At 65.8% G+C, this 22255-nt stretch carries 20 protein-coding genes and 1 tRNA gene; 5 read left to right on the top strand and 16 right to left on the bottom strand.

Features of this window, described 5'->3' with window-relative positions:
* The 3 genes from NN5_RS08070 to NN5_RS08060 all read right to left on the bottom strand — a co-directional run.
* A partial coding sequence (locus tag NN5_RS08070) for a diaminopimelate decarboxylase (protein WP_067733704.1) occupies window positions 1-1228 on the bottom strand: 1228 nt, incomplete at its 3' end.
* On the bottom strand, window positions 1228-1695 hold the full coding sequence (locus tag NN5_RS08065) for an SET domain-containing protein-lysine N-methyltransferase (protein WP_067733702.1): 468 nt from the start codon (window positions 1693-1695) through the stop codon (window positions 1228-1230). The genes NN5_RS08065 and NN5_RS08070, both read right to left, overlap by 1 nt.
* Before the next feature lie 43 nt (window positions 1696-1738).
* Window positions 1739-2152, bottom strand: a complete 414-nt coding sequence (locus NN5_RS08060; RefSeq protein ID WP_067733701.1) for an ATP-binding protein — start codon at window positions 2150-2152, stop codon at window positions 1739-1741.
* 137 nt (window positions 2153-2289) lie between these two features.
* On the opposite strand from NN5_RS08060, the gene NN5_RS25040 reads away from it, so the two are divergent.
* The gene (locus NN5_RS25040; protein WP_084384810.1) at window positions 2290-2622 is read left to right on the top strand and encodes an STAS domain-containing protein; all 333 of its coding nucleotides are present in this window, start codon (window positions 2290-2292) and stop codon (window positions 2620-2622) included.
* Here NN5_RS25040 and NN5_RS08055 read toward each other — a convergent pair.
* From NN5_RS08055 to NN5_RS08040, 4 genes are read right to left on the bottom strand one after another with little or no spacing between them, the layout of a single operon-like run.
* Window positions 2533-3897 carry a hypothetical protein gene (locus tag NN5_RS08055; protein WP_067733699.1) on the bottom strand — a complete coding sequence of 455 codons (1365 nt, stop codon included), beginning with the start codon at window positions 3895-3897 and terminating at the stop codon, window positions 2533-2535. The genes NN5_RS25040 and NN5_RS08055 overlap by 90 nt on opposite strands.
* A complete protein-coding gene (locus NN5_RS08050) occupies window positions 3894-4295 on the bottom strand; it encodes a cyclic nucleotide-binding domain-containing protein (protein WP_067733698.1) in 402 nt (133 codons plus the stop codon). Before NN5_RS08050 ends, NN5_RS08055 begins: the two co-directional genes overlap by 4 nt.
* Entirely contained in the window at window positions 4292-5569 is a 1278-nt protein-coding gene (locus NN5_RS08045) for a HAMP domain-containing protein (protein WP_067733696.1), read from the bottom strand. Before NN5_RS08045 ends, NN5_RS08050 begins: the two co-directional genes overlap by 4 nt.
* Window positions 5559-8189: a translocase gene (locus NN5_RS08040; protein WP_067733694.1), complete on the bottom strand. Its 2631-nt coding sequence runs from the start codon at window positions 8187-8189 to the stop codon at window positions 5559-5561. Before NN5_RS08040 ends, NN5_RS08045 begins: the two co-directional genes overlap by 11 nt.
* Before the next feature lie 104 nt (window positions 8190-8293).
* On the opposite strand from NN5_RS08040, the gene NN5_RS08035 reads away from it, so the two are divergent.
* Together NN5_RS08035 and NN5_RS25735 are read left to right on the top strand one after the other, a co-directional pair.
* Window positions 8294-9931: a PP2C family protein-serine/threonine phosphatase gene (locus NN5_RS08035; protein WP_067733717.1), complete on the top strand. Its 1638-nt coding sequence runs from the start codon at window positions 8294-8296 to the stop codon at window positions 9929-9931.
* 614 nt (window positions 9932-10545) lie between these two features.
* Window positions 10546-10914 (top strand): hypothetical protein, encoded by a 369-nt coding sequence (locus tag NN5_RS25735; RefSeq protein ID WP_157081057.1) that lies wholly within the window; start codon window positions 10546-10548, stop codon window positions 10912-10914.
* A gap of 94 nt (window positions 10915-11008) precedes the next feature.
* Here the strand turns inward: NN5_RS25735 and NN5_RS08030 are convergent, their stop codons facing one another.
* From NN5_RS08030 to infA, 9 genes are all read right to left on the bottom strand, one after another.
* On the bottom strand, window positions 11009-11797 hold the full coding sequence (locus tag NN5_RS08030) for a hypothetical protein (protein ID WP_067733716.1): 789 nt from the start codon (window positions 11795-11797) through the stop codon (window positions 11009-11011).
* Window positions 11798-11810: 13 nt separating this feature from the next.
* Window positions 11811-12539, bottom strand: coding sequence for a TorF family putative porin (locus NN5_RS08025; RefSeq protein ID WP_245656344.1), 729 nt, complete (start codon window positions 12537-12539; stop codon window positions 11811-11813).
* A 150-nt stretch (window positions 12540-12689) separates the two neighbouring features.
* Entirely contained in the window at window positions 12690-13751 is a 1062-nt protein-coding gene (locus NN5_RS08020) for a YeiH family protein (RefSeq protein WP_067733692.1), read from the bottom strand.
* Between the two features lie 207 nt (window positions 13752-13958).
* The gene (locus NN5_RS08015) at window positions 13959-14849 is read right to left on the bottom strand and encodes a LysR substrate-binding domain-containing protein (RefSeq protein ID WP_067733690.1); all 891 of its coding nucleotides are present in this window, start codon (window positions 14847-14849) and stop codon (window positions 13959-13961) included.
* A gap of 106 nt (window positions 14850-14955) precedes the next feature.
* A tRNA-Phe gene (locus NN5_RS08010) sits at window positions 14956-15031 on the bottom strand.
* Between the two features lie 99 nt (window positions 15032-15130).
* A complete protein-coding gene (yacG, locus tag NN5_RS25035) occupies window positions 15131-15298 on the bottom strand; it encodes a DNA gyrase inhibitor YacG (RefSeq protein ID WP_084384809.1) in 168 nt (55 codons plus the stop codon).
* Entirely contained in the window at window positions 15295-16281 is a 987-nt protein-coding gene (locus NN5_RS08005; RefSeq protein WP_067733689.1) for an Rne/Rng family ribonuclease, read from the bottom strand. Before NN5_RS08005 ends, yacG begins: the two co-directional genes overlap by 4 nt.
* On the bottom strand, window positions 16274-16897 hold the full coding sequence (locus tag NN5_RS08000; protein ID WP_245656342.1) for a Maf family protein: 624 nt from the start codon (window positions 16895-16897) through the stop codon (window positions 16274-16276). The genes NN5_RS08005 and NN5_RS08000 overlap by 8 nt, the downstream gene beginning before the upstream one ends.
* Window positions 16878-17123: a translation initiation factor IF-1 gene (gene infA, locus NN5_RS07995; protein ID WP_007014967.1), complete on the bottom strand. Its 246-nt coding sequence runs from the start codon at window positions 17121-17123 to the stop codon at window positions 16878-16880. Before infA ends, NN5_RS08000 begins: the two co-directional genes overlap by 20 nt.
* A gap of 204 nt (window positions 17124-17327) precedes the next feature.
* Between infA and NN5_RS07990 the strand changes: the two genes are divergently transcribed.
* Window positions 17328-20240: a TonB-dependent receptor plug domain-containing protein gene (locus tag NN5_RS07990; RefSeq protein WP_067733687.1), complete on the top strand. Its 2913-nt coding sequence runs from the start codon at window positions 17328-17330 to the stop codon at window positions 20238-20240.
* Window positions 20241-20295: 55 nt separating this feature from the next.
* A complete protein-coding gene (gene uvrC / locus NN5_RS07985) occupies window positions 20296-22239 on the top strand; it encodes an excinuclease ABC subunit UvrC (RefSeq protein WP_067733684.1) in 1944 nt (647 codons plus the stop codon).
* The last annotated feature ends 16 nt before the right edge of the window (window positions 22240-22255 follow it).

The raw sequence follows: 22255 nt of genomic DNA, 5'->3' as shown, positions 1-22255 counted from the left end.
AAAGCGCCCGTTCTTCAAAATCGCCGCGCATGCAATGGTTCGAACTCATCGCCGCGCCGTAGCCGCCCGCATTGAGAAAGGCGATGAAGTCGCCTTCGGCAAGGGGCGGCATGGGAATGCCGGTGGCCCACACGTCCAGCGCTTCGTTGATGTTCCCGGCGATCGTCACGGTCTCTTCGGCAGCCTGCCCCGTATTGCGCGGCACGCAGGCGACCGGCTCGCAGGGCAAGTCGTAGAAAGCCGGTTCCGGGTGAAGATTGAAGCCGCCGTTGACATAGACGAACCGGGTATCGCGCTTGCGCTCGACATCGGTGACGGAGAGCACCAGCACGCCTGCGTCCTTGGCGATGTAATCGCCCGGTTCGGCCGAGATCGAGATGCCGCGACCGGCGAAATGGCGGCGCAGGATGGCAGACCATGCGGCAAGGTCGAGCGGACGGTCCTGCGCCCGGTGCGGCAGGCCGAGGCCGCCGCCGACGTTCACCGATCGCACCTCGGGCAGATCGTCCAGAAAGCGTGCGGCCCCGGCGACCGCTGCATCCCAGCTTTCGAGCTGGCCGTTCAGATAGCCGCAGCCGACATGGAAATGCAGGCCGGTGACTTTGAGGCCGAATTGCCGCGCGGTTTCGAGCGCTTCGCCCCATTGCTCGCGGTAGATGCCGAACTTGGTCGTCCGGCTGCCGGCATAAGTCAGCTTTTCCGTATCGCCGTAGCCCGTCCCGAGCCCGGGATTGACGCGAATGCCGATGGTGCGCCCGGGACTGCGTTCGCCGATGCGGCGGATCATGCCGATGGTGTCGCAATTGATGGTGAGCGCGGGGTGCTGCAGCAGCCGGGCCAGATCGCGCGGCGAGACGCCGGTTCCGGTAAAGCTGATGCGATCGGCCGGAAAGCCGCAGGATAGCGCGAGATCAAGCTCGTTGGGCGAGCAGATGTCGACCCCGCACCTGCCGTTTTGCGCCAGCCGTTCCAGCAGCGGCACGAAGCGGTTGGCCTTCATCGCGTAATAGACGCGGGATTCGCAGCCGGTATTGCCCAGCGCGGCGAGCACGCGGCCGAGATTGGCTTCGGCCCGGTCCAGCGAATAGAGGTAAAGCGGGCCTGTGGCGCTGGCCGCAAGACCGGCCACATCGTGGCCCGCGAACAACAGGCGGCCACTGCTGTAATGAAGATCATCGCGGGCCCACCAGAAAGGGGCGGCTGCATCCGTATCCGTCTGGGCTGGCATCAGTTGTGCCTGCCGCGGGCGGCCAGAACGCTCTTGCCTTCCTCGCTGACATCCTCCGTCCGGCCGGTGATCCAGCCGCGGCACATGAGGGCGGGGCAATGGCATTCGAACTGCCGGTAGAGCACATCCTCGGTCGCGGCATAGTCGACCGTCAGCAATTCGCCCTCGGCGATATCGCGCAGGGCGACCAGTTCGAAGCGTTCCATGTCGAGCCGGCAATTGGGATCACAGCCATGCGAGAGAAAGCCGATGAACTGCGTGCCGGAAATATGCATACCGGGCCGGACTTGCAGGCTGTGCTGCTGCAAGTGTGGCCCAATCTCGCCGGAAAAGCTGTCCAGCACCGCACCTTCTGCAAAGGCGGCAAGGGCCAGAACACACAGACCCAGATCGTCCCGTTCGTAAATGGCGATTCGCGTATTTGTGGAGGCGGTGTCCGGCGCATCGTCCCGTAACTTGATGAACAAGGCCGTATTCCCCGGAAAATGTGTGAAGTCGCTGATCGGCAGCTTACAACTCTATGGGGTAATTCTTAGCGAAACGTAGCCTGTTGCCATTCCCGTCGCGCGAATATTCCACATGATCCATCAGTTTGCGGACAATGTGGACGCCGAGCCCGCCCACCGGGCGGTCTTCGAGAGGCGAAGTCGTGTCCGGATCGGGCAGGGACAGGGGATCGAAGGGCGCGCCATCATCGGTCAGTTCCACCGCCGCTTCGCCGTCTTTCAGGAAGATGCGCGCCGTAATCGCCGCCGCGCTGCCGTGATTGAGGATGTTGCTGACAAGTTCGTCGAAAGCGATCATGCATTTCGTCACGACTTCAAGAGGCACGCCGGCCCCTTCGAGAAAGACTTCGGCCGCTTCCAGGAATTCGGCAAATCCCGCCCTGCCGTCGGAAAGCGTGCGCTCGTAATCGCAGTTCATGGCACTCGATCCCTGCTACGCGGACTGTGTCCTGCGCTTTTCGCTCCGGCAGCGGGGACAGCTTAATCGAGTGGAAAAATTTCACAACTTCTCCAATAAGGTGCAGAGACAAGGTTGGATTGGGCGGAGACGGGCCGATGGAGATCAGCGAAGACATCCGGGGAACGGCTCTGGTGCTCTCCCTGACGGGAAGACTGGACAGCAACACGGCCTCTGACCTTGAACACGTGCTCCCCGCCCGGGTGGAGGGGCAGGCGGCCACCGTGGTCGATCTTTCGCAGGTCAGCTATGTCAGTTCGGCAGGACTGCGCGTCTTGCTCAAGGGTGCCAAGACGGCGCGGGCATCGGGCCATCGGCTGGCCCTGTCGGGACTGGCACCCTCAGTGCGAGAGGTCTTCGATATCAGCGGGTTCAGCACGATCTTTACGATCGAACCTGATGTCGAGGCTGCGATCGCGGCGATCGCCTAAACCGGCCGTACCGATGGCGGCGAATACGCCGTCCGGCCCCAGCATCACGGCAATGCCGGCCAGAAGCGCTTCGGGAGCAATTCCGGGGCTGCTGCGGCAATAGGAGCGGACACGCGCCAGGTCCGGTTCCCCGGCCAACGCGAGAAGGCAGGGGGTGCCGGAGCCGTCCTGCGTCCAGTCGCATCGTTCCAGCGCCTCGACGTCATGAAGCGCGCGAAGGCGGCCGATCGTCCGGTCCAGTTCCGCCGCATCGGTGCAGCGTTCGATCAGGCGGCGCGCGTCGGCGGCCGCGGCCAGCGCATCCACGGGCGAATCCGCGCGGCAGCGGCCGATGACGGCAGTTCCGCCCGTTGCGGTGAGCGCATGGGCGAAGAACGTGCCCGGCTCCACCTTTCCGCAGAGCCGCATGGCAATCTCGTACTGGCCTCGCCGGACCGTGTAAGGCGCGAAAAGCGCGGCCTGGGTTTCCGCTATCGCCTGCTGCGGATCGCGCAGCCGCTGCTTGCGCGCCGAGACAAGCTGCCTGCGGGTATCGGCGGCCTGCCTGCTGGCCTCCATCAACCGCAGCGCGTCGGCAAGGTCGTGCGCCTCGCGGATGAGCAGGTCCGCAGTGCCGGGAGAGGGCGGCTCGTCGCCGCCTCGGGTCAGTTCGCGCCGGTTGGCTTCCAGTTCGCGGGTGATCCGGCGGGCGACGAACAGGCCGAGCCCGGTCGCCAGCAGGCCGAGCAGGGCAATGATGAGCAGCACGTCGCGGCGGATGGCGTCCATGTGCTCGTGGAGCGGTTCGGCGCTGAAGCGGGACGCCACGAAGCGTCTGCCGCCCGCCGGAGCCACGGCAATGACCCAGCGGTCTCCCGTTTCGCCGCTGCCGGACGCGAAGCTGGAGGGCTTTGACGGCATTGGCAGAGCGGCGGAGGGCAGAGCGGCGGAGGGCAGAGCGGCTGGGGGCAGAGCGGCCGGGTTCCAGCCGGTGGCACTCGCCTTGAGCGGGAAGGGAGGCTTGCCCGGAGCAAGCAGGTAAAGCCCGTCGATGCCCCGGATGTGGCGCAAGGCGGCCTCCAGGGCCTTCCTGCGGACCGGCTTGGCCAGTTCGCGCCGGGGATCGTCCATTTCGCGGATGAATTCGGCCACGGTCACGGCCGTTACCTGCGCCTGATCGTTCAGCGCCTGCCGGAGTTCCGCGCGGTCCTGAAAATAGAGCAGGGCGCCATTGACGAGCGCCAGCCCGAGAAACAGCGGCAGGGTCAAGAGGACGATGGTGGAGCGAATGGTCATGCGCTGGCCGCGGCTCCCGGCTCCGCCCGCAAGGCGGCAAGCCCGACGATGAAGTCCGGGCATTCGCGGGCGATGGTGAACAGGTGGGGTTTGGAGAGACAGAGCGTTTGCGCGCCGTCCGGGCCGGCGATGTAGTCGCATCGCACCGGCAGGCCGAACAGCGCCGATGGCGCGTCGAATACTGCTGGCGCAGGCTCGCCGGCCAGCCGCGCCGATCCGCCGGTCACGACCACCAGCCGCTCGGCCACCATGCCGCCGGGCAGGATGACTTCGCCCGGTGCATGGCCGCGATGATGGACATGGCGCGCGACAAGCAGCAGTTCGGCGGTGGTCAGCCGGTCGAACGGCGCACACCTTCCCAGCGCGAGGTAGCTTTCCGCGATCTGGGCCGTAATCATCGCACACCTCGCGGCCAGAGGAGGACGCCGGGCTGGTCCGAAGCGATCAGGGTTACGCTCTCACCGGGCTCGAAATGGGCCCGGGCGCCGGGGTCGAGGTGCAGCGTCCTTGCGCCCAGGGCGATCTCGCACCCTGAGGCGCCCATGCAGTCCACGGTTCCTGCCACGCCATCAATGACAATGCAGGTGCCGTGATCGCAGTCGGCCAGATCGCGCCAGATCGCGCGCAGCTCCCGGTTTTCGGCGCATTTCTGGCTGAGGTTCGCCATGGCCCGGGCCGCGAGAACGGTTTGCGGGTCTGACGGCTCTCTGGCGATCCACGCCGCCAGCAGGCTGTCCTGCGAAACGAGAATGAGCGGCTTCCCGGCAGTGCCTTGCCCTTGCGCCGACAGGATCGCGGCGCGCGCGGCTTCGTCCTGTCGGGCTTCCTCTTGTTCGCGAAGCTGCGCGCTGCGGGTCATTGCCCCGACGAGCGTGTCGAGCGCCTTGCGCAAGGCCTTCACTTCGCGCGGGCCGGGGCGGGGGCCGCTATCCGGCTTGTGACCGCCCGCGATCTGCAGGGTATCTTCGGTCAGCGCCTCGATCGGCACGGCAATGCGCCGCACCAGCACCAGCGATACGAGAAGGCAGGCGAGCACTGAGCCCAGGCCGATCATCGCGCTCTGGAACAGCGCGTTCTGCGTCGCCACCTGAATGACCGAAATATTGACGTCCGCGCCGGCCGAAGCGGTGATCCGGCCATTCGCGCCCATGACTGGCGCCGCCGCGGTTTTCAGCAGGCCCCATTGCTGCTGATATTCGATGGGCGAGACATAGACCGCGCCCTGTGCCTGCACGCGCCTGAGGCCGCTGACGGTCTCGTCCGGCAAGTCGTCGTCGGAGCCGAGCGGGGAGTGATCCGCGCCTTCGGTTCCATCGAGAATATACTGGATATCGGCGGGGCCTCCGAGAATCTGGGTGTAGAGATACGTCAGCCCCAGTTCCTTGCGGATGCGCCGGATCGGCCGGACATTGCGCTGATAGACCGGGGAGGCTTCGACGGAGGCGGCATCCTGGCCGCTGCGGACCGTCGCGATCAGGCGGTCGTGATCGTCCGGATCGATCATCGCGCCGGTCAAGGTGCTGGCCGCCACCAGCTTGCGCTCGAAACCGTCGAGGATCGAGGCGTAGAGCCAGTTGTAGACCAGCCCGGCCAGCAGCACCGCGACCACGACAACCGCCGGGAGAAAGGTGCGCACCAGCAGCGCTTTGATGGGGACGTTTCTACGCCGCATATTGGCGCTCGTCCTGCGACTTGAGAAGCACCAGCGCGAGGTCCGGGAAGCGTTCGGCCACACTGCGCAAGGCGGGGAAGGCGATCCAGAACGGCTGTCCGTCCGCCATGCCCTGGAGAGCGCCCCCGGGCGCGGGATGATCCTGGGCCTTCTCGGCAAGGACGAGGAGGGACTCCAGCGTCGCGCCGCGCACTTCGGGATGGCTGGCGAGCGCTGCGAGCCGGTCGAGCAGGCGTCCTTGCTGCCCGTCGTCGAGGTCCATCAGTGCCAGCAGGTGGCCGCGGACCAGTTCGGGCATACCGGGGCGGATCACGTCCTGCATCCGGGCTGCGAAGGCCTCGGCATCCAGCCTGCCGTGGAGCACGTCCGCGGCAAGCGCCATTTCGGCCGACTGGCCGCTGGCCAGCGCGGCGTCGATGACATCGTCCAGCCCCCTCACCGGCGTTCCCGGCCGGGGCGCATGGGCGTGAGGCTGCAACAATGGCTCCAGCTGGCGGAACAATGGCCCGTCGATCCCGCTTTCGATCGCCTCGATGGCATTGCCGCGCACTTTGGCATTGGCGGAATGCAGCGATACGATCAGCAGGTCGAAATTCGGCAGCAGTCCGCCGATGGCCAGCAGTTCCAGCACGAAATCCAGCGTGGCTCCCACCCGCTCGCGCTGGGCGCGGGCCAGCAGGGCGAGCGAAGTCTGGCCGTGGCTTTCGATGGCGAGCAGGTCTGCACTGTCCAGCAGCCTGCGCGCCTCGCGCAGTTCCTCCCGGACCAGCCGGTGCAGATGTGCTGCGAACTGCGCGTAGGACAGCTCCGCCAAGGCGCGCGCGGCGATGGCGCGCGCGCGGTAGGACAGGGCCCGGTTACGCATACCCGCGATCAGCCGCGGAATGGCGGTTTCTCCAATGCCTGCCAGCATGGCTACGATCGCCCGGCGTTCGCGCGGCGCGAGTTCGGCGGCGGCCGGCAGCAGGTCACCGATCGCCTCACTGTCGCAGATGCGGCTGAGCAGGGCGATGATCCGGCGGCGTTCGGCAGGTTCCAGTGCAGGCAGCCGGCCGGCCAGAAGCGGGACGATGTGAATGTCCTCTGTGGTGGCCGCCGCGAACAGGGCATCGGCCACGCCCCGGCGCTCTCCGGGATCGTCACTGGCGAGCAGGGCGGCGAGATCATCGACCCTGCGCGGCCCCTCATGAGGGCGCGGGTGCGAAAGGGGCGGTTCGAGCAAGCCATCGGCCAGCCGCGCGGCCGCTCCGCCTCCGGCCGAGACCGTTTCCAGCAGCGCGCGGGCCTCCGGATCAAGCTGCGGAGCCGCAGAGGTCCGGTCGCCGAAGTTCATCCAGCCCTGCCGCATATTGGCGGCCATGGCGGCGGGATAGAGCTGGCGCAGCGCCACGACCACGGCGATCAGCGCGCCGCCCACGATGATCCCGATGCCGGACAGTTCGCGCAAATCGAGGTGGCTGGCCGCGTAGAGCAGCAGGCCGCCCGCAACGAGGCTCGCCAGCGGTTCGGCCATGCCTTCCATCACCGTGCGCAGCGGGCGCTTCACGCGCGAGGGCACGGCGTTGAACAGCAGGTTCTGGTTGTTGTACTCGATCGAGGTCAGCACCCCGTGATAGGCGAAGAAGGCCGCAAGCGCGGCGCCTGTCCCGCCTTGCAGGAAGAACCAGCCGAACACGGCGAAATAGGTGAGCGGCTGGATGAAGGCCATGTTGCGCACGCCCAGCCGTCCGACCAGCCGGTTGAACACGAACAGGCAGGTCACGAGATTGAACAGGTTGGACGCGGCGTAGAGCGCGCCGAACAGCGAGGCCAGCTCGGCCTCCCCGCGCCCTTGCTGCAGCACCATCGAATACTGGTATTCGGCAAGGTTGGTCATCAGCAGGGTGACGAACAGCGTCAGCGTGAAGACCATCGTGTAGCGCGACTGGCCGAAGGCCTTGCCGACGGCCGCTAGCTGGGCAGCGGCGCTGCCGTCCTGTTCTTCAAGATCGGCATCGCTTTCCGCGATCTGCCGCCAGCGCCGGCGCAGCAGCCGGGCCAGCGGGAAAGTCGCCAGCGCGATGGCGGCCCACAGCAGGAAGAACTGCTGCACCGGCACTGCTTCAGCGAGGAGGCTGACGATCAGCGCGCCTGTCGCCGTGCCGAGCGCGCAGAACGCGGCGAACAGCGGGAACATCCGCTTGGCGTCCTGGATGTCGAAATAGGCGTCGGTATAGTTCCAGAACAGCGAGTAGAGCGCGATGTACCACATCGCCAGATAGAGCTTCAGCCCGAGGTAAAGCGGGGCCTGCCATGCCTGCGGCAGTCCGGCGCCGATCAGCGCCCAGAACCCGAGGCCTCCCGCCACCAGCGCCGCCAGCGTGACATCGACGGTCCGGCCGATCGAAAAACGCACCAGCAGATAGGAGAATACCGCCGTGTAGAGCAGCATGACCGCCGGGGTCAGCATGAAGACCAGCGGCAGCCGGTCCGCGCCGACATGGCTGAGGAACGCCGCATCGCCCGCACTGAACCCGATGCCCATGCCGGTCTGCAGCAGGAATCCGAACAGTCCGAACTGCAGCAGTCTGGGCCATTCCCCGCGCTCGACGCGAAACAGGCGGTTCAAGAATTCGAGCAATTTTCTCCCCGCCTCTTTTGCGCGCGCACTTTAATCAAAATTTGCAACTCGCGCGGCCATAGGGCTTATTCGGTTTCGATCACGTTATCAGAGGGGACATCGTGGTGGCGAGTGCGGATGGAGCGCAGCGGATAAGGCGGTTCGGTCTCAAACCGCAACTGCTGTTACTGCTCCTTGTCCTCAATCTGGTCTCCGCAACGATCTATACGGCAGTGCTTTACGGCACCGACCGCAGCGAGATCATTTCGGGTATCGACGGCAGACTTCAGGCAGCCGTGAACGCGGCCCGGGAAATCATTCCGGAAGGCTATCACCGCCAGATCGCCGGGGCCGGCTCCATCACGCCGGGCGAGTACCAGGCGATCCAGCAGCGCCTTTCGCGCTTCGCCAACGCATCCGGATTTATCTACGTTTACAGCTACATGAAGTTCGGCAAGGAGATCCGGACCGTGGCGACCAGCGCGACGCCGAAGGAGATTGCCGGCGGCACGCAGACCCAGTTCTTCAGGCTCTACGACACCGCGCCGGCCAAGCTCTACCGCAGCTTTGCCGATGGCCGGGTGCGGTTTGACGAATACAGCGATTCCTTCGGCCGCTTCCGCTCCATCTACATGCCCGTCACCGGCACCGACGGGCGCGTCCACGTGATCGGCGCGGACATTGATCTCGCGCGGCTCGACCAGCGGCTGCACGATGCGCTGGTCAAGTCGATCGCGATCGGGATCGCCCTGTTCGCGGTGTCGATGGCGGTCGGCTGGCTGCTGGTGTCGCGCATCGTCGAACCGTTGGTGCGGCTGACGGCTTTCACCCGCAACATGGAAAACCGCAGCTTCCAGGCCGATGCCGACGAAATGGCGGCGGTCCGGCAGATCAGCCGCAGCCGGGGCGACGAAGTGGGCAGTCTGGCCGAGGCCATGGCCGGGATGATTGCCCGCCTGCAGCGCTATCTCGTCGAAGTGGAGGAAGCCACCGCCGCCCGCGAGAGGGTGGAGGGCGAACTTTCCGCCGCGCGCGATATCCAGATCGGGATGCTGCCGCGCAAGTTCCCGCCGTTCCCCGGCCGCAAGGACCTTGACGTTTTCGCCCTGCTGGAACCGGCCAAGCAGGTCGGCGGCGATCTCTACGACTATTTCCTGATCGACGAGAACCGCCTGTTCTTCGTCGTCGGCGACGTGTCCGGCAAGGGCGTGCCCGCCGCGTTGTTCATGGCCATGACCACCACGCTGTTCAAGGCGCACGCGATGACGGGCGGATCGACCGGCGAGATCATGGCGCGCGTCAATACCGAACTGGCGCGCGACAATGCGGCGGAGATGTTCGTGACGATCTTCGCAGGGGTTCTCGACGTGCGGACCGGCACGGTCGAATATAGCGACGGCGGGCATGAGGCGCCTTTCATCGTGCGCGCTGGCGGCGCGGTCGAGCGGCTCGAAAAGCATCAGGGCATGGCGCTCGGCGTCTTCGAGGACGTGCCGTACAAGACCGGGCACTTCACGCTCGGCGAGGGCGACGCGCTGGTTCTGTTCACCGATGGCGTGTCCGAAGCCACAGGGGCGGACGACGAACTCTATACCACGGGCCGGATTGCCGGGGCTCTGGCCGAAGCGCGGGCCGAATTCTCGGCACGGCGGATCGCGGAAGGGCTGGTGGAAAACGTGCGGGGTTTCGTGGGCGCAGTGCCGCAGTCGGACGATATTGCGATCCTGACGGTGTGCTATGAGGGGGCGCAGATTTCGGTCTGAACGATCGTCCGCTATAAGTAGGGCACTTGGTTGGCTCTGATGACCAGAAAGTCGGGTTAGCGGACAGCGAACTTAACGCCATTCTAGTCCGCAATCCGGATATACTTCGGCACGTTTCACCGTTCGCCGTTGTTTGTCGCAGATCAGGACGTTTACCGGGTTTTCGTTTGACCACTCACCTGCATGATCAATGGAACATACCCGCCCGCCCGCATCCATGTCCCTGACTACATAGTTCACAATGTCTTTATCGGAGAAGCTTGCGCAAGCTTGAGGATTGTACGTCAGCCAATTCAGCAGGCCCACGGCCGCAGGGAGCGCAATAACAAATAGCAACGCACCAAAAACGACAACGCAAAGGATGAATAGGCCCGACCTTCTTAGAAGCATGCCCCCTTCATAATACCAAGCTGGACGGCAGCAATGTCGGCGTCTCCGGAAAGGCAGCTTTCCGGTTAAAATGTTGAAATGCCGCCCTTCGCCTGAACGGTTGGCGGCTCTTGACGCCTGCCTAGGCGGGCTTTGCGGCTGAAAGGTCGGGGCTAGCGGACGGAATGCTAAAGGATCGTTAAATGAAATTGCGGAGACTGTGAGGGCGCAATGGATCAGTCATCATGAGAAAATTCTATAGCCTATTGATGATCGCAGTCTGCTCGGCTCAGCCTATTACAGCTATCGGCCATGAATCCTTAGTCGAATGTCGAGTGAGTGGCCACGCCGGTTGCAGCGATATCTGTGTTGGTTCTGGGGTACGTAACGATTCTATTTGGCTCACAATCAACCCGGATTCCCGGCTCATTGAGTTGAATGGACTGAAGGGGCACATCAGCGACAGCCGCCCGATCGATGCTTCCGAAGAGCATTTGATAGACTGGCAGTGGCAAGTGATTGGCCTCGATCACCTTCGCTACCGATCAGTTAATGGTCGGAAAATTGTAACATTGACTAATCACGAGAGCGAGTTGGAGTTTAGCTGCAACTGAATGGCCGGCTTGTCGGCGGGGCCGGAAGGTCCAATCTTGGTTGCAAATCCTCGATGGCTGCCATGAGCCCGCGCCGGACTTTGTCCCGCGACGCCTACCCCAGCACGATCGGCGGTCGCTCTATCCCGTGCATCTTGCGCAAATAGAGCCGCATGTCCTCGATCTGGCGGCGCAGTGCGGCCTCGGGCGTAGGCTCGGCGTCGATGACCGAGGCGGTGTAGGCGCAGGCCTCCGCTTCCCATGGCAGGAAATCGAAGCTTTCCTGCGCGTCGTGCATCCAGATGATCGGATAGGGGCGGCCGTACATCACCCCCTTCAGTTCCTCGCGTCCGACCAGATAGAGTGCGATGTCCGCGATGTTGGCCGCGCCGAGCAGTACTTCGACCAGATCGAGCGACAGCACGAGGCTGGCCGGACGGGCGAATTTGGAAAGGCGAAAGCCGAGATCGAGGTCCGGCCCGATATAGTCGAGGTGCGGCGCGGCATCGTTGGAGGATAGCTCCGGAATTTCCAGCGCGATGTTGTTCTCGGCGAAATCGGCCAGCCACGCGGTTCCCTTGAGGCGCAGCGGCAGCCTTTCGAAATGCTGCGCCTCGTAAAGCCGCATCGTGCGCAGAAGGACGCGCAGGATGCCGGTCAACTCTTCCGGGCTGGAAGGCTGCGCGGTGAAGATCACTTCGTCCCCCATGGCTTTCCAGACATCGACCGCCGGGGTTTCGTCCCCGTCGAGGAACTCGAAGGCCATCTGTCCGGCCAGCATCAGCGGGAAATGGGTGAAGAAGGTGCGGAACGTCTCCAGCCATCCCCCGGCCCCCCGGGCCGAGGCAGTGACCTTGAACTGGGTCGAACCGACCATGTCCACGGAGAGGAAGAGACGGTGCATGTTCATACCCGGATCAGAACGCGGCCGTGACCGATGCCATGACACCGGCTGTGGCAAGGCGGCCCGCCTGGTTTGCTCCCGAATAGTTGGAGTCGACATAGGACAGCGAGGCCGTCAGCGGCCCGGCAGCGTAGGAAATCCCCGCCTCCCAGTCCAACTTGTTGTCGTAGGCGTCGCCGTTTTCATAGCCGAAGTGGCCGAACAGGCTGGCCTTGGTATCGCCCAGCGGCAGTTCGCCCTTGCCGGCAACATAGAAATTGTCGCCGCCGAAATTGTCCTGCGAGGGAACCCACGCGATGTCCATGCCGACGGTTGCCGGGCCCGCCGCCGTGGTGAAGGAGCCCGAGAATTCGGCGTAATTGACACCGCTGCCGCCGGGGTAAAGGTAAACCAGCGCGGTCAGCGTGTAATCGATGGCGCTGGCCGAGCCGCTGTAGCCGCCATAGACGTCCAGCTCCATGTTCGAGCCGCCGTACGTCGCGATGCTGGACGCCCAGGTGCCGACGAACAGGCCGCTGTCATGGCTCACATCGATGCCGCCCTGGATCGCGGGATTCTTGTTCGAGGCGCTGATGCCGCGGAACCGGTAGTCGGACGTGAGCGAGACATTGGCGGAGACCGTGAAGGCGGATTGCGGTTCCTGTTCCGCATCCTGCGCCATGGCCGGCGCAGCGATCGTGGACATGGCAAACGTGGACATGGCAAAGAAGAGCAGCGGAACGGCCGGAATGGTCCTGTGCAATGCCTTTTCCCTTCGCCTGTCTTGTGCCGGATTGCGCAGGCGATAGGAAATTACGAATAAATAATCGTGAACGGCTGCACTGTATCTATTCGGAGCGGCGGGGTCGCGGCTGCTTGCTCGCGTGCCAGCGGGTGATGGCAGGCAAGGCGGTCAGGCTATGGCCAGCGCGCGGATCAGCGTGAGGCTGATGGCGCCGAGCACCAGCAGCGAGAGCACGACCGCGCCGGTGACGCGCCCGCCGGCGGAAGCCACCGTGCGCACATCGACGCCAAGCCCGAGCGCCGCCATCGATACCACCGTGAGGAACGTGGCGGCCGTGCCGGCGGGCGCGATCAGCGCGTGGGGCACCAAGCCGAGCGAGCGGACGGCGACCAGGACGAGGAAGCCGACGATGAACCAGGGCACAAGCTGGTGGAGGGCAGGGCGTCCGGGTTCGGGGCGCTCGCCCGCCGTTACATGCGGGGCGGGCTCGTCGGTCTCCTCGCGCAGGCGCGGGGCTACCAGCGAGAGCAGCAGGCAGACCGGCCCGAGCATGAGCACGCGAACCAGCTTGACCAGCGTGCCCATCTGTACCGCCGCCGGTCCCAGCGGCGCTGCGGCGGCCAGCACTTGCGGCACGGCATAGACCGTGAGGCCCGCCAGGGCGCCGTACTGCAGTCCGTTGAGGTGGAGCGCGATGCCGAGCAGCGGCAGGCCGAGCACGACGGCAACGCCCAGTACGGCCGTGAAACCGATCGAGGCGGCAACATCGTCACCATCGGCGCCGATTACCGGGGCGACGGCGGCGATGGCGGAATTGCCGCAGATCGAGTTGCCGCAGGCGACCAGCAGCGCCATGCGGACCGGCAGGCGCAGCAGCCGCCCGATCACGAAGCTCGCACCGATCGCCACGATCACCACGCCGGCAATACCCAGCAGCATCCATGGCCCGGCAGCCAGGATCGTGGCCGCGCTGACCGAGACGCCCAGCAGCACGACGGCCACTTCCAGCAGGAACTTGGCACTGAAGCTGATACCGGGAAACCAGCGCTCGTGCGGCGTCCACGCCGAGCGCAGTACAGTGCCGAGCAGGATGGCCAGCACCAGCGCTTCGAGCCAGGCCCGGCCAAACAGCGCTTCCTCCACCCGCTGCAAGGCAAAGGCGGCCCCGGTCACGGCAAGGCAGAGCAGCAGTCCGGGAACGAGGCGGTGGAAGGATGGGCGGGCGATCATGACGGTCTCCTTGTGACGGGAGACTGGTGGACCTTGAGGCTAAATCGTTCCAACGATCAATCTGCATCGTTTCAATCTCAATATGAGATTGATTGATGGTGGATGTGTATAGGAAATCGGCAGATTTTCGTTTTCCGCCTTGGTGCTTTGGGTCGAAAACGGTTCAGTCAGGCTGCCTGAACTGATTGGTATGATCGCGATTTTCGATCAGATGACCCAATCGGTCTGGGTTTCGTGGCCGAGTATCACGTCGAGCAGGGCACCCGCGGCCTTGCTGCGATAGCGTTCCTTGTGGCGGATGCCGAAAAACGGCCGCTCGGGCAGGTGGAACGGCAGGGCGTGGAGCGCGCGCGCGGCAATGGCGGGGCCGGCCACCAGCGTGGACAGCACGCCATGGCCGATGCCGGAGCGCACCGCCGCCAGCACCGCTTCGTTCGAAGGCAGGGTGAGAACCACGTTCAGGGCGCGCGGATCGAGTCCGCGGTCACGGATCGCCGCTTCGAACGTGGAGCGCGTTCCCGATCCTTCCTCGCGCATGACCCAGGGCGCGCTGGCCAGCCATTCGTTGGTGACTGCGCCGACAGGGTCCTGCCCGACCATCACCATCTCGTCCGCCGCGACCGCCCATTGCGCCAGCGCCGGATCGTCGATAGTGCCTTCGATAAAGCCCAGTTCGGCATCGCCCGCTTGCACCGCCCGCGCCGCGCCTTCGCTGTTGGCGATCGAAACCGACAGCTCGATGCCGGGATAGCGCCGGTGAAAGGCGGCGAGGCGTTCGGGGAGCCAGTAGCCGGCAATGGTCTGGCTGGCGACCAGCCGCAGGGTGCCGCGCTGGAGCCCGCCATATTCGGCCAGCGCCAGTTCGGCACTCGTGGCGCGGGCGAGCACCGCGCGGGCTTCCTCCAGGAACATGCGGCCGGCGTCGGTCAGCTCGATGCGCCGCCCGACCCGGTCGAACAGTTTGATTCCATGCCGGATCTCAAGCGCGGCGATCGCGCCGCTGGCCGCCGATTGCGTGACGTTGAGAGCTTCGGCCGCACGCGTAACGTGTTCGCGTTCTGCGACAGCGACGAAGATCCGCAATTGCTCAAGCGTCATGTGCAGCGATGTGCCCGGCGGCGACGCCTTTGGCAAGCGCTGCGCGAGGGAAACGGATATGGAGCTGTTTCTGCGGTTTAAACCACTATTTCCGCTTCGGAAAAAGTGGTGCCCGGGGACGGAATCGAACCGCCGACACCATGATTTTCAGTCATGTGCTCTACCAACTGAGCTACCCGGGCATCGCATCGTGCGGCGGTCCGTGGGGACCGGCGAGCGATTGGTTGCGGGCCTATGGCGAAGCGCGCCCGGCTTGGCAACCCCCTAATGAAGAGGAATTTTCAATCGTCCTGTGAATTGTCCGGAAAGCTGGGCGGGCCGGGCAGGGCATAGCCGTCGTCCAGCCATTGCAGGAGATCGCGATCACGGCAGCGTTTCGAGCAGAATGGGGCGTGTTCTGCCTTGCGCGGCTTGCCGCAGATGGGGCATTTTCGTTCGGACTTGGTCATGGGGCGACGGCCTGCGCGAATCCGCCGGTGAGTGCAAGACCGCGATCCTCGCGCCATTGCAGTGCGCGGCCGGTGCGCCGGGCGAGGTCCGCTTCCCATTGCGGCGTGATCGCGGCGCGCACGGCGGGCGGCACGGTGAGAAGCAAGGCGCCCGGTTCGCTGACCGCTTCGGCCTGACGCAGCAGCAGGCGCGCGGCGGCTCCTGCCGGATCGCTGCGGACGCGCTGCAGGATCGAGGGGCGGGTCAGCCGGGCCACGAGCTGCACGAAGCCGAAGCCGTTCATCGCGGTGCGCTGGTGCGGCCAGTGGTCCAGCGCGGCAGCGAGCGCCTCGTCCACGGCGCGCCGGTCGTCCTTGCGCTCCAGCGAGGGGAAATCGATGCCGATCGAGCCGGCCAGATCGAACCGGCCGATGGCCGAGGCGATGGCGGGGACGGCGGCCAGCGCGAGCGCCCGTGGCGGCAGCGTGCCGTCGATGTCGATCAGAGTCATGGCCGGGGTGGGCGTGACAACCAGCGCGCCGCCCTCGAACACGATCACCCCGTCGAGCGCTTCGCCGATCAGCTCTGCCCAGGGATCATCGGGGAAGCGGCGGACAGTGCGCACTGGCAGTCCGTCCGCCCGCAGGGATTCGGCCAGCGACGGAGCAGGATGCACGGGCAAGGCGCAGGCGCGGGCCTGCGCGCGCTTGAAGCGGCCGGTTTCGGCCATGGCAGCGCGAGTCACTTGCACGCGGACCGGTGCGCCTTCACTGGCCGAAGCGGCCAGGCCGTCCACCAGCGCTTCCTCGCCCGAGGCGAAGCGCACGGTGCCGCGCGGCGATCCGGCGCGGCGGGATACGAGCAGGGCGTCGGCCACTTCACCGGCGGCGAGGCGCCCCGGCCATTCGAGGCGGGCTGCCAGCACGTCTCCGCCCTGAGGGCCACCTTGGGTCAGGATCGCGCGGGCTTCGCCGATCCCGTCCTCGACGAGCCACTCAGCCAATCGCGAATCCCGCCGATTTCAGCAGTGCGCGGGTTTCGAACAGGGGCAGGCCGACGACGCCGGAATGGCTGCCGGAAATCCACGCGATCAGGCCTTCGGCGCTGCCCTGTATGGCATAGCCGCCCGCCTTGCCGTCCCACTCGCCGCCGGCGATGTAGGCATCGATTTCCTCGCGCGAGAGCGGCTTGAAGCGCACCACGGTTTCGGACAGGCGCTCACGCAGCGAACCGTCGGGCGCGCGCAGGGCAATCGCGGAAAGCACACGGTGGCGGCGGCCGGAGAGCAGATCGAGACAGGCGCGCGCAGTCGCCTCGTCTTCGGCCTTGGGCAGGATCCGCCGTCCGCAGGCCACGACCGTGTCTCCGGCGAGCACGAAGGCATCCGCTGCGGCGGCAGCCTGCGCCTTTTCGCGCGCCATGCGCCGGGCATAGTCGCGCGGCACTTCGCGCGGGACCGGAGTCTCGTCGATATCGGCGGCCTTGATCGCGTCCGGCGTCACGCCCAGGCGCGAAATCAGTTCGCGGCGGCGCGGGCTGGCCGAAGCCAGGATCAGGCGGAGAGCAGGGGCGCGGGCAGGCGCGTCCCCGGCAGGGGCCTCAGTACTGACCGGGGCCACCGCGACCGGGCATGAAGCGGTAAGTGATACGACCCTTGGTAAGGTCATAGGGAGTCAGCTCGACGAGCACTTCGTCGCCCACCAGCACGCGGATGCGGTTCTTGCGCATCTTGCCTGCGGTGTGACCCAGGATTTCGTGGCCGTTTTCCAGCTCTACGCGGAACATCGCGTTGGGCAGGAGTTCAACGACCCTGCCACGCATCTCGAGGAGTTCTTCTTTCGCCATCGGCGATCAATATCCGTTGTTCTGATGTGTCATCGCGGCGGCACATAGCGGCGGTGCGCCGAAAATGGAAGACTCGGCGGTTCAGCTTGCAGAAACTCTGCCTGCGACAAAATGTTACCTGGCGCCAGCTTGCCCGGAAAAAGCGGGAACGGCATCAGCACGGCCGGGATGGGACATGAATAATCTTGGCGGAGATTCCTTGCGGTGCGGTCCTTATCCCTGTTCAGTCTTGCGACGTGCCTGTGTATCCCGGCTCCTGCATTTGCGCAGGATGCCCAACCGTCACTGACCAAGGATGACGATTCCCGGGAACCGCTGGAAGTCCACGGCAACGAAATCCTCGTTCTGGCGCCGCGCATCCGCGGCCAGATCGAAGTGCCGCAGCAGCCGGTGCAGGTGTTCGACGAAGAGGACATCTCCGCTTACGGCGCGAATTCCATCGCGGACCTGATCGACGCGATTTCGCCGCAGACGACGAGCGGGCGAGGGCGCGGCACCGGGCGGCCGGTGATCCTGGTGAACGGGCAGCGCATCAGCAGTTTCCGGGAAATGCGCAACATCCCGCCCGAGGCGATCCGGCGCATGGAAGTGCTGCCGGAGGAAGTGGCGCTGCGGTTCGGCTATCCGCCGAACCAGCGGGTGATCAACATCATCCTCAAGGACCAGTTTGCCGCGGCGACGGCTTCGGGCGAATACAACCGGCCCGATCGCGGCGGGTATGACAATTACCAGCTGGAAGGCGGACTGTTCAAGATTTCCGGCCCGCGCCGCTACAACGTGACGGCCAAGCTCGACGAGACGACGATGCTTACCGAGGCGGAGCGGCAGGTGAAGCAGGCCGATTCCGGGTTGCCGACCGTTGCCGGGGATCCTGATCCGGCCCGTTACCGCAGCCTTGCCGATGCCAGTCACCAGTTCACGCTTGAAGGCACGATGACGCAGGGGCTGGGCGAAAAGGGCCTGGACGGGTCTATCACCGCCAGTGGCGGCTATATCCATACCCAGACCACATCCTGGTCCGGGCTCGACACGGCGACGCTGGCTTACGACGGCGAGAGCGTTCTGCGCACGCTGCCCGATCCGCTGACCACGCAGGTGGCTTCCGACGAATTCGACGCCAGTTTCGGCTACAGCAAGATGCTGGGCGACTGGACATTCAGCGCGACGGCTGACGGCAGTTATACCGATACCAGCACGCGTGTGGACCGGCGCCGCGATACCACCGCGCTGGTGGAAGCGGCCGCCGCGGGCGAACTGGCGCTCGACGGGGCGCTGCCCTTCGTGCCCGGTGCCGGCGTGGACACGGCGAACAACCGCGCGCTCTCGCTCACCAGTCTGGCGACGCTGATGGGCAAGCCGTTCCGGATGCCAGCGGGCGATGCCAGTCTGACCGTCAAGGCCGGGTACGATTTCAGCAGCACCCGCAGCGAGGACAGCCGCAATACGCTCGGCGCGGTCACTCTGCGGCGCGGGGACGTGCAGGGCGGGCTCAATCTGGGGCTGCCGCTCACCAGCAGCGAATTTCTGGGCGCCGTCGGGGCGATCTCGCTGAATTTCAGCGGCGGGCTCGACTATCTTTCCGATTTCGGCACGCTGACGGACTGGAGCGCGGGCCTCACCTGGTCGCCCACCGATACGCTGACGTTCCAGGCGAGCTACCTCGTCAACGAAGCGGCGCCGTCGCTGGCGCAGCTCGGCGCGCCGACCGTGCTCAATTACAATGTCGCGGTCTATGACTTCACCAAGGCGACAACGGCACTGGTCACGACCACGACGGGCGGCAATCCCGATCTGGTCAAGGAGAAGCAGCGGGACATCAAGCTGTCCGCGCAATGGAAGCTGCCGTTCCTCGACCGCTCGAACCTGATGGTGGAATATTTCCGCAACCGTTCCTCCAATGTCACCCAGTCGTTCCCGCTGCTGACGCCGGCGATCGAGGCGGCCTTTGCAAACCGGGTGACTCGCGACAGTGCGGGCAACCTGATCGCCATCGACCGGCGCGCGGTGACATACGACGAGGTTTCCAGTTCCAGCATCCGCTGGGGGATCAACCTGTCCGGCCGCCTGGGCAGCGACAGCGGCGGGTTCGCCGGGCGCGGGGCGCCGGAGCGCGCGCAGCCTGCCGCGCCGCCGCCAAGCGATGGCGCGGCTCAGGCGAGGCCGCCGCAAGGGGCAAGGCCGGGCTTCGATCCGTCGCGCTTCGAGGCGATCCGCAAGCAGTTGTGCACGCCGGGCGCCGAACCGGATCTGGCCGCCCTGCCGGAGGGCCTGCGCAGCCGTCTCGCCGGGGCGGACGGGAAGGCGGATCCCGAAAAGCTGGCGCAGTTCCGCGCTCGCGCCTGTTCGGCGGACGCTTCGTCCGCGCCGCGGTTCGATCCCGAGCAGTTCGCCCGCATCCGCGCGATCGTCTGCGCCGAAGGAACGCCCGATCTGGCGGCCTTGCCCGAACGGATCGCAGACCGGCTGCGCGGCGAGGACGGCAAGGTCGATCCGGCCCGTCTGGCGCAGACGCGTGAGAGGATGTGTCGCGCCGATGCCGGCCAGCCCGGCGGGCAGACGGGGCAGACGGCTTCGCGGGCACCGTCGGGCGGCGCAGGCGGGGGAATGCGCGGTCCCATGGGTGGCCCGCCGCGCGGTGGACGCTGGAACATCTCGATTTACCACACCTGGCGCTTCACCGACCGGGTGGACATCGCCGCGGGCGTGCCGGTTCTCGATCAGCTCGCAGGCGATGCGATTTCCGCCGGCGGCGTTGCCCGTCACGCGATCGAGTTCGAGGGCGGCCTGTTCAAGAACGGCGTCGGACTGCGCCTGAACGGCAAGTGGAACGCGCCTGCGCATGTCAACGGCACGGGTCTTCCGGGCAGTTCGGATCTGCGTTTCGGGGCCTATACCGTCGCCAACCTGCGCCTGTTCATGGACCTCGACCAGCGCGCCGGGCTGATCCGGCGCGTGCCGTTCCTCAAGGGCACGCGGGTGTCCTTCACGGTCGATCGCCTGTTCGATTCCCGCCAGAAGGTCACGGACGAGAACGGCGAGGTGCCGATTGCCTATCAGAAGGCCTTCCGCGAGCCGCTGGGCCGCGTGATCGGCGTCGATCTGCGCAAGCGGTTCTGAGGACAACGGCCCGGCAGGGCTACCGTTTCCCGCCTGCGCGTCCTATCTCGCGGCGATGGCGCGCACTCCTGCCGGATCTCCTGAACACCCCAAGGGGCTCGAACGCTTCAACGAGGAGCGGGCGGCCTATACCCTGCGCGGATCGGAGCAGCCCGACCTGCAGGCCGGAGCGGAAGTGATCCGCGACACGGTGCGCACGCTTCCCACCCGGCCGGGCGTGTACCGGATGCAGGATGCGCGCGGGGACGTGCTCTACGTCGGCAAGGCGCGGGTGCTGCGCAATCGCGTCGCCAATTACGTGCAGTGGGAGCGGTTGCCGATCCGGTTGCAGCGCATGGTCAGCCAGACGCGCTCGATGACGATCGTCACCACCAATTCGGAAGCCGAGGCGTTGCTGCTGGAGGCGCAGCTCATCAAGCGCTTCCGTCCGCCTTACAACGTGCTGCTGCGCGACGATAAATCGTTCCCGTTCATCCTGCTGCGCGCCGATCATGCTTATCCGCGGATCATGAAACACCGCGGCGCGCGCAAGGCCAAGGGCAACTATTACGGCCCTTTCGCCAGCGCCGGTTCGGTGAACACCACGATCAACGCGCTGCAGAAGCTGTTCCTGCTGCGCAGCTGCACCGACAGCTTCTTCGCCCGGCGCGACCGGCCCTGCCTGCTCTACCAGATCAAGCGCTGCTCCGCGCCTTGCGTCGGCCGCATCGACGAGGCGGGCTACGACGAGCTGGTGCAGGAGGCGAAGGACTTCCTTGGCGGCAAGTCGAGCGCGGTGCAGCGCAAGATCGAGGCGCAGATGGCCGAAGCCGCCGAAGCGCTCGATTTCGAACGCGCCGCGATGCTGCGCGACCGCTTGCGCGCGGCCACCTTCATCCAGGGCAGCCAGGCGATCAATGCCGAAGGGCTCGACAGTGCCGACATCTTCGCGCTGGCGAGCAAGAACGGCCAGATCGGGGTGCAGGCCTTCTTCATTCGCGGCGGCCAGAACTGGGGGCATCGGGCGTTCTTCCCGACGCATACCGAGGGGCTTTCCGAGGAAGAAGTGCTGCAAAGCTTCCTCACCCAGTTCTACGAGGAAGTGCCGCCCGCGCGCCTGATCCTCGTCGACCGCGATTTGCCCGAGCACGAACTCCTGGCCGAAGCCTTCCGCGAAGGGGCAGGGGGGAAGGTCGAGATCTCCGTGCCCCAGCGCGGTTCGCGGCGGAGGCTGATGGAGCAGGCTGCGCGCAATGCCGTCGAGGCGCTTGACCGCCGCATGGCCGAACGCGGCACGCAGGCGAAGATCATGCGCGAACTGGCCGAGTTCCTCGAACTGCCGGATATTCCGCAGCGGATCGAGGTCTACGACAACTCGCATATCCAGGGCACCAAGGCACTGGGCGCGATGGTGGTGGCGGGGCCGGAAGGTTTCCTCAAGAACCAGTACCGCAAGTTCAACATCAAGTCCGCGCAGACCAACGACGATTTCGCGATGATGCGCGAAGTGATGACCCGCCGCTTCGGCCGGGTACAGGAGGAAGACCCCGAGCGCGAGAGTGGGACATGGCCCGATCTCGTGCTGATCGACGGCGGCAAGGGGCAGATGAGCGCGGTGAAGGATGCGTTGGAGGAACTCGGCATCGAGGACGTGCCGCTGATCGCCATCGCCAAAGGGCCGCACCATGGCCGGGAGGGGCGCGAAGTGTTCCACTTCCCCGATGGGCGCGAGAAAATGCTGCCGGTGAACTCGCCGCTGCTGTTCCACTTGCAGCGCCTGCGTGACGAAGTGCACCGCTATGTCATCGGTGCCCACCGCGACAAGCGCAGCCGGGCCATTACCGCCAGCCCGCTCGACGAAATCCCCGGCATCGGCCCGGCGCGCAAGCGAGCGCTGCTGCTGCATTTCGGTACGGCGGGGAAGGTCCGGGCGGCCAGTCTGGAAGACCTGCAGCGCGCACCGGGGGTGAGCGCAGCGGTGGCGCAGACGATCTACGATTTCTACCACCCCGGCGGTTAGGGGGCGGTTAGGGGGC

Source organism: Novosphingobium naphthalenivorans NBRC 102051, assembly GCF_001590985.1.
GTDB lineage: Bacteria > Pseudomonadota > Alphaproteobacteria > Sphingomonadales > Sphingomonadaceae > Novosphingobium > Novosphingobium naphthalenivorans.
Note: the sequence above shows the minus strand (reverse complement) of the source record. Positions and strands in the feature narration are given on the sequence as shown.

What these genes read in the sequence shown, in the direction of transcription:
- NN5_RS08060 (WP_067733701.1), bottom strand. Translation starts at nt 2,152, where the DNA reads ATGAACTGCGATTACGAGCGCACGCTTTCCGACGGCAGGGCGGGATTT.
- NN5_RS25040 (WP_084384810.1), top strand. Translation starts at nt 2,290, where the DNA reads ATGGAGATCAGCGAAGACATCCGGGGAACGGCTCTGGTGCTCTCCCTG.
- NN5_RS08055 (WP_067733699.1), bottom strand. Translation starts at nt 3,897, where the DNA reads ATGACCATTCGCTCCACCATCGTCCTCTTGACCCTGCCGCTGTTTCTC.
- NN5_RS08050 (WP_067733698.1), bottom strand. Translation starts at nt 4,295, where the DNA reads ATGATTACGGCCCAGATCGCGGAAAGCTACCTCGCGCTGGGAAGGTGT.
- NN5_RS08045 (WP_067733696.1), bottom strand. Translation starts at nt 5,569, where the DNA reads ATGCGGCGTAGAAACGTCCCCATCAAAGCGCTGCTGGTGCGCACCTTT.
- NN5_RS25735 (WP_157081057.1), top strand. Translation starts at nt 10,546, where the DNA reads ATGAGAAAATTCTATAGCCTATTGATGATCGCAGTCTGCTCGGCTCAG.
- NN5_RS08030 (WP_067733716.1), bottom strand. Translation starts at nt 11,797, where the DNA reads ATGCACCGTCTCTTCCTCTCCGTGGACATGGTCGGTTCGACCCAGTTC.
- NN5_RS08020 (WP_067733692.1), bottom strand. Translation starts at nt 13,751, where the DNA reads ATGATCGCCCGCCCATCCTTCCACCGCCTCGTTCCCGGACTGCTGCTC.
- NN5_RS08015 (WP_067733690.1), bottom strand. Translation starts at nt 14,849, where the DNA reads ATGACGCTTGAGCAATTGCGGATCTTCGTCGCTGTCGCAGAACGCGAA.
- yacG (WP_084384809.1), bottom strand. Translation starts at nt 15,298, where the DNA reads ATGACCAAGTCCGAACGAAAATGCCCCATCTGCGGCAAGCCGCGCAAG.
- infA (WP_007014967.1), bottom strand. Translation starts at nt 17,123, where the DNA reads ATGGCGAAAGAAGAACTCCTCGAGATGCGTGGCAGGGTCGTTGAACTC.
- uvrC (WP_067733684.1), top strand. Translation starts at nt 20,296, where the DNA reads ATGGCGCGCACTCCTGCCGGATCTCCTGAACACCCCAAGGGGCTCGAA.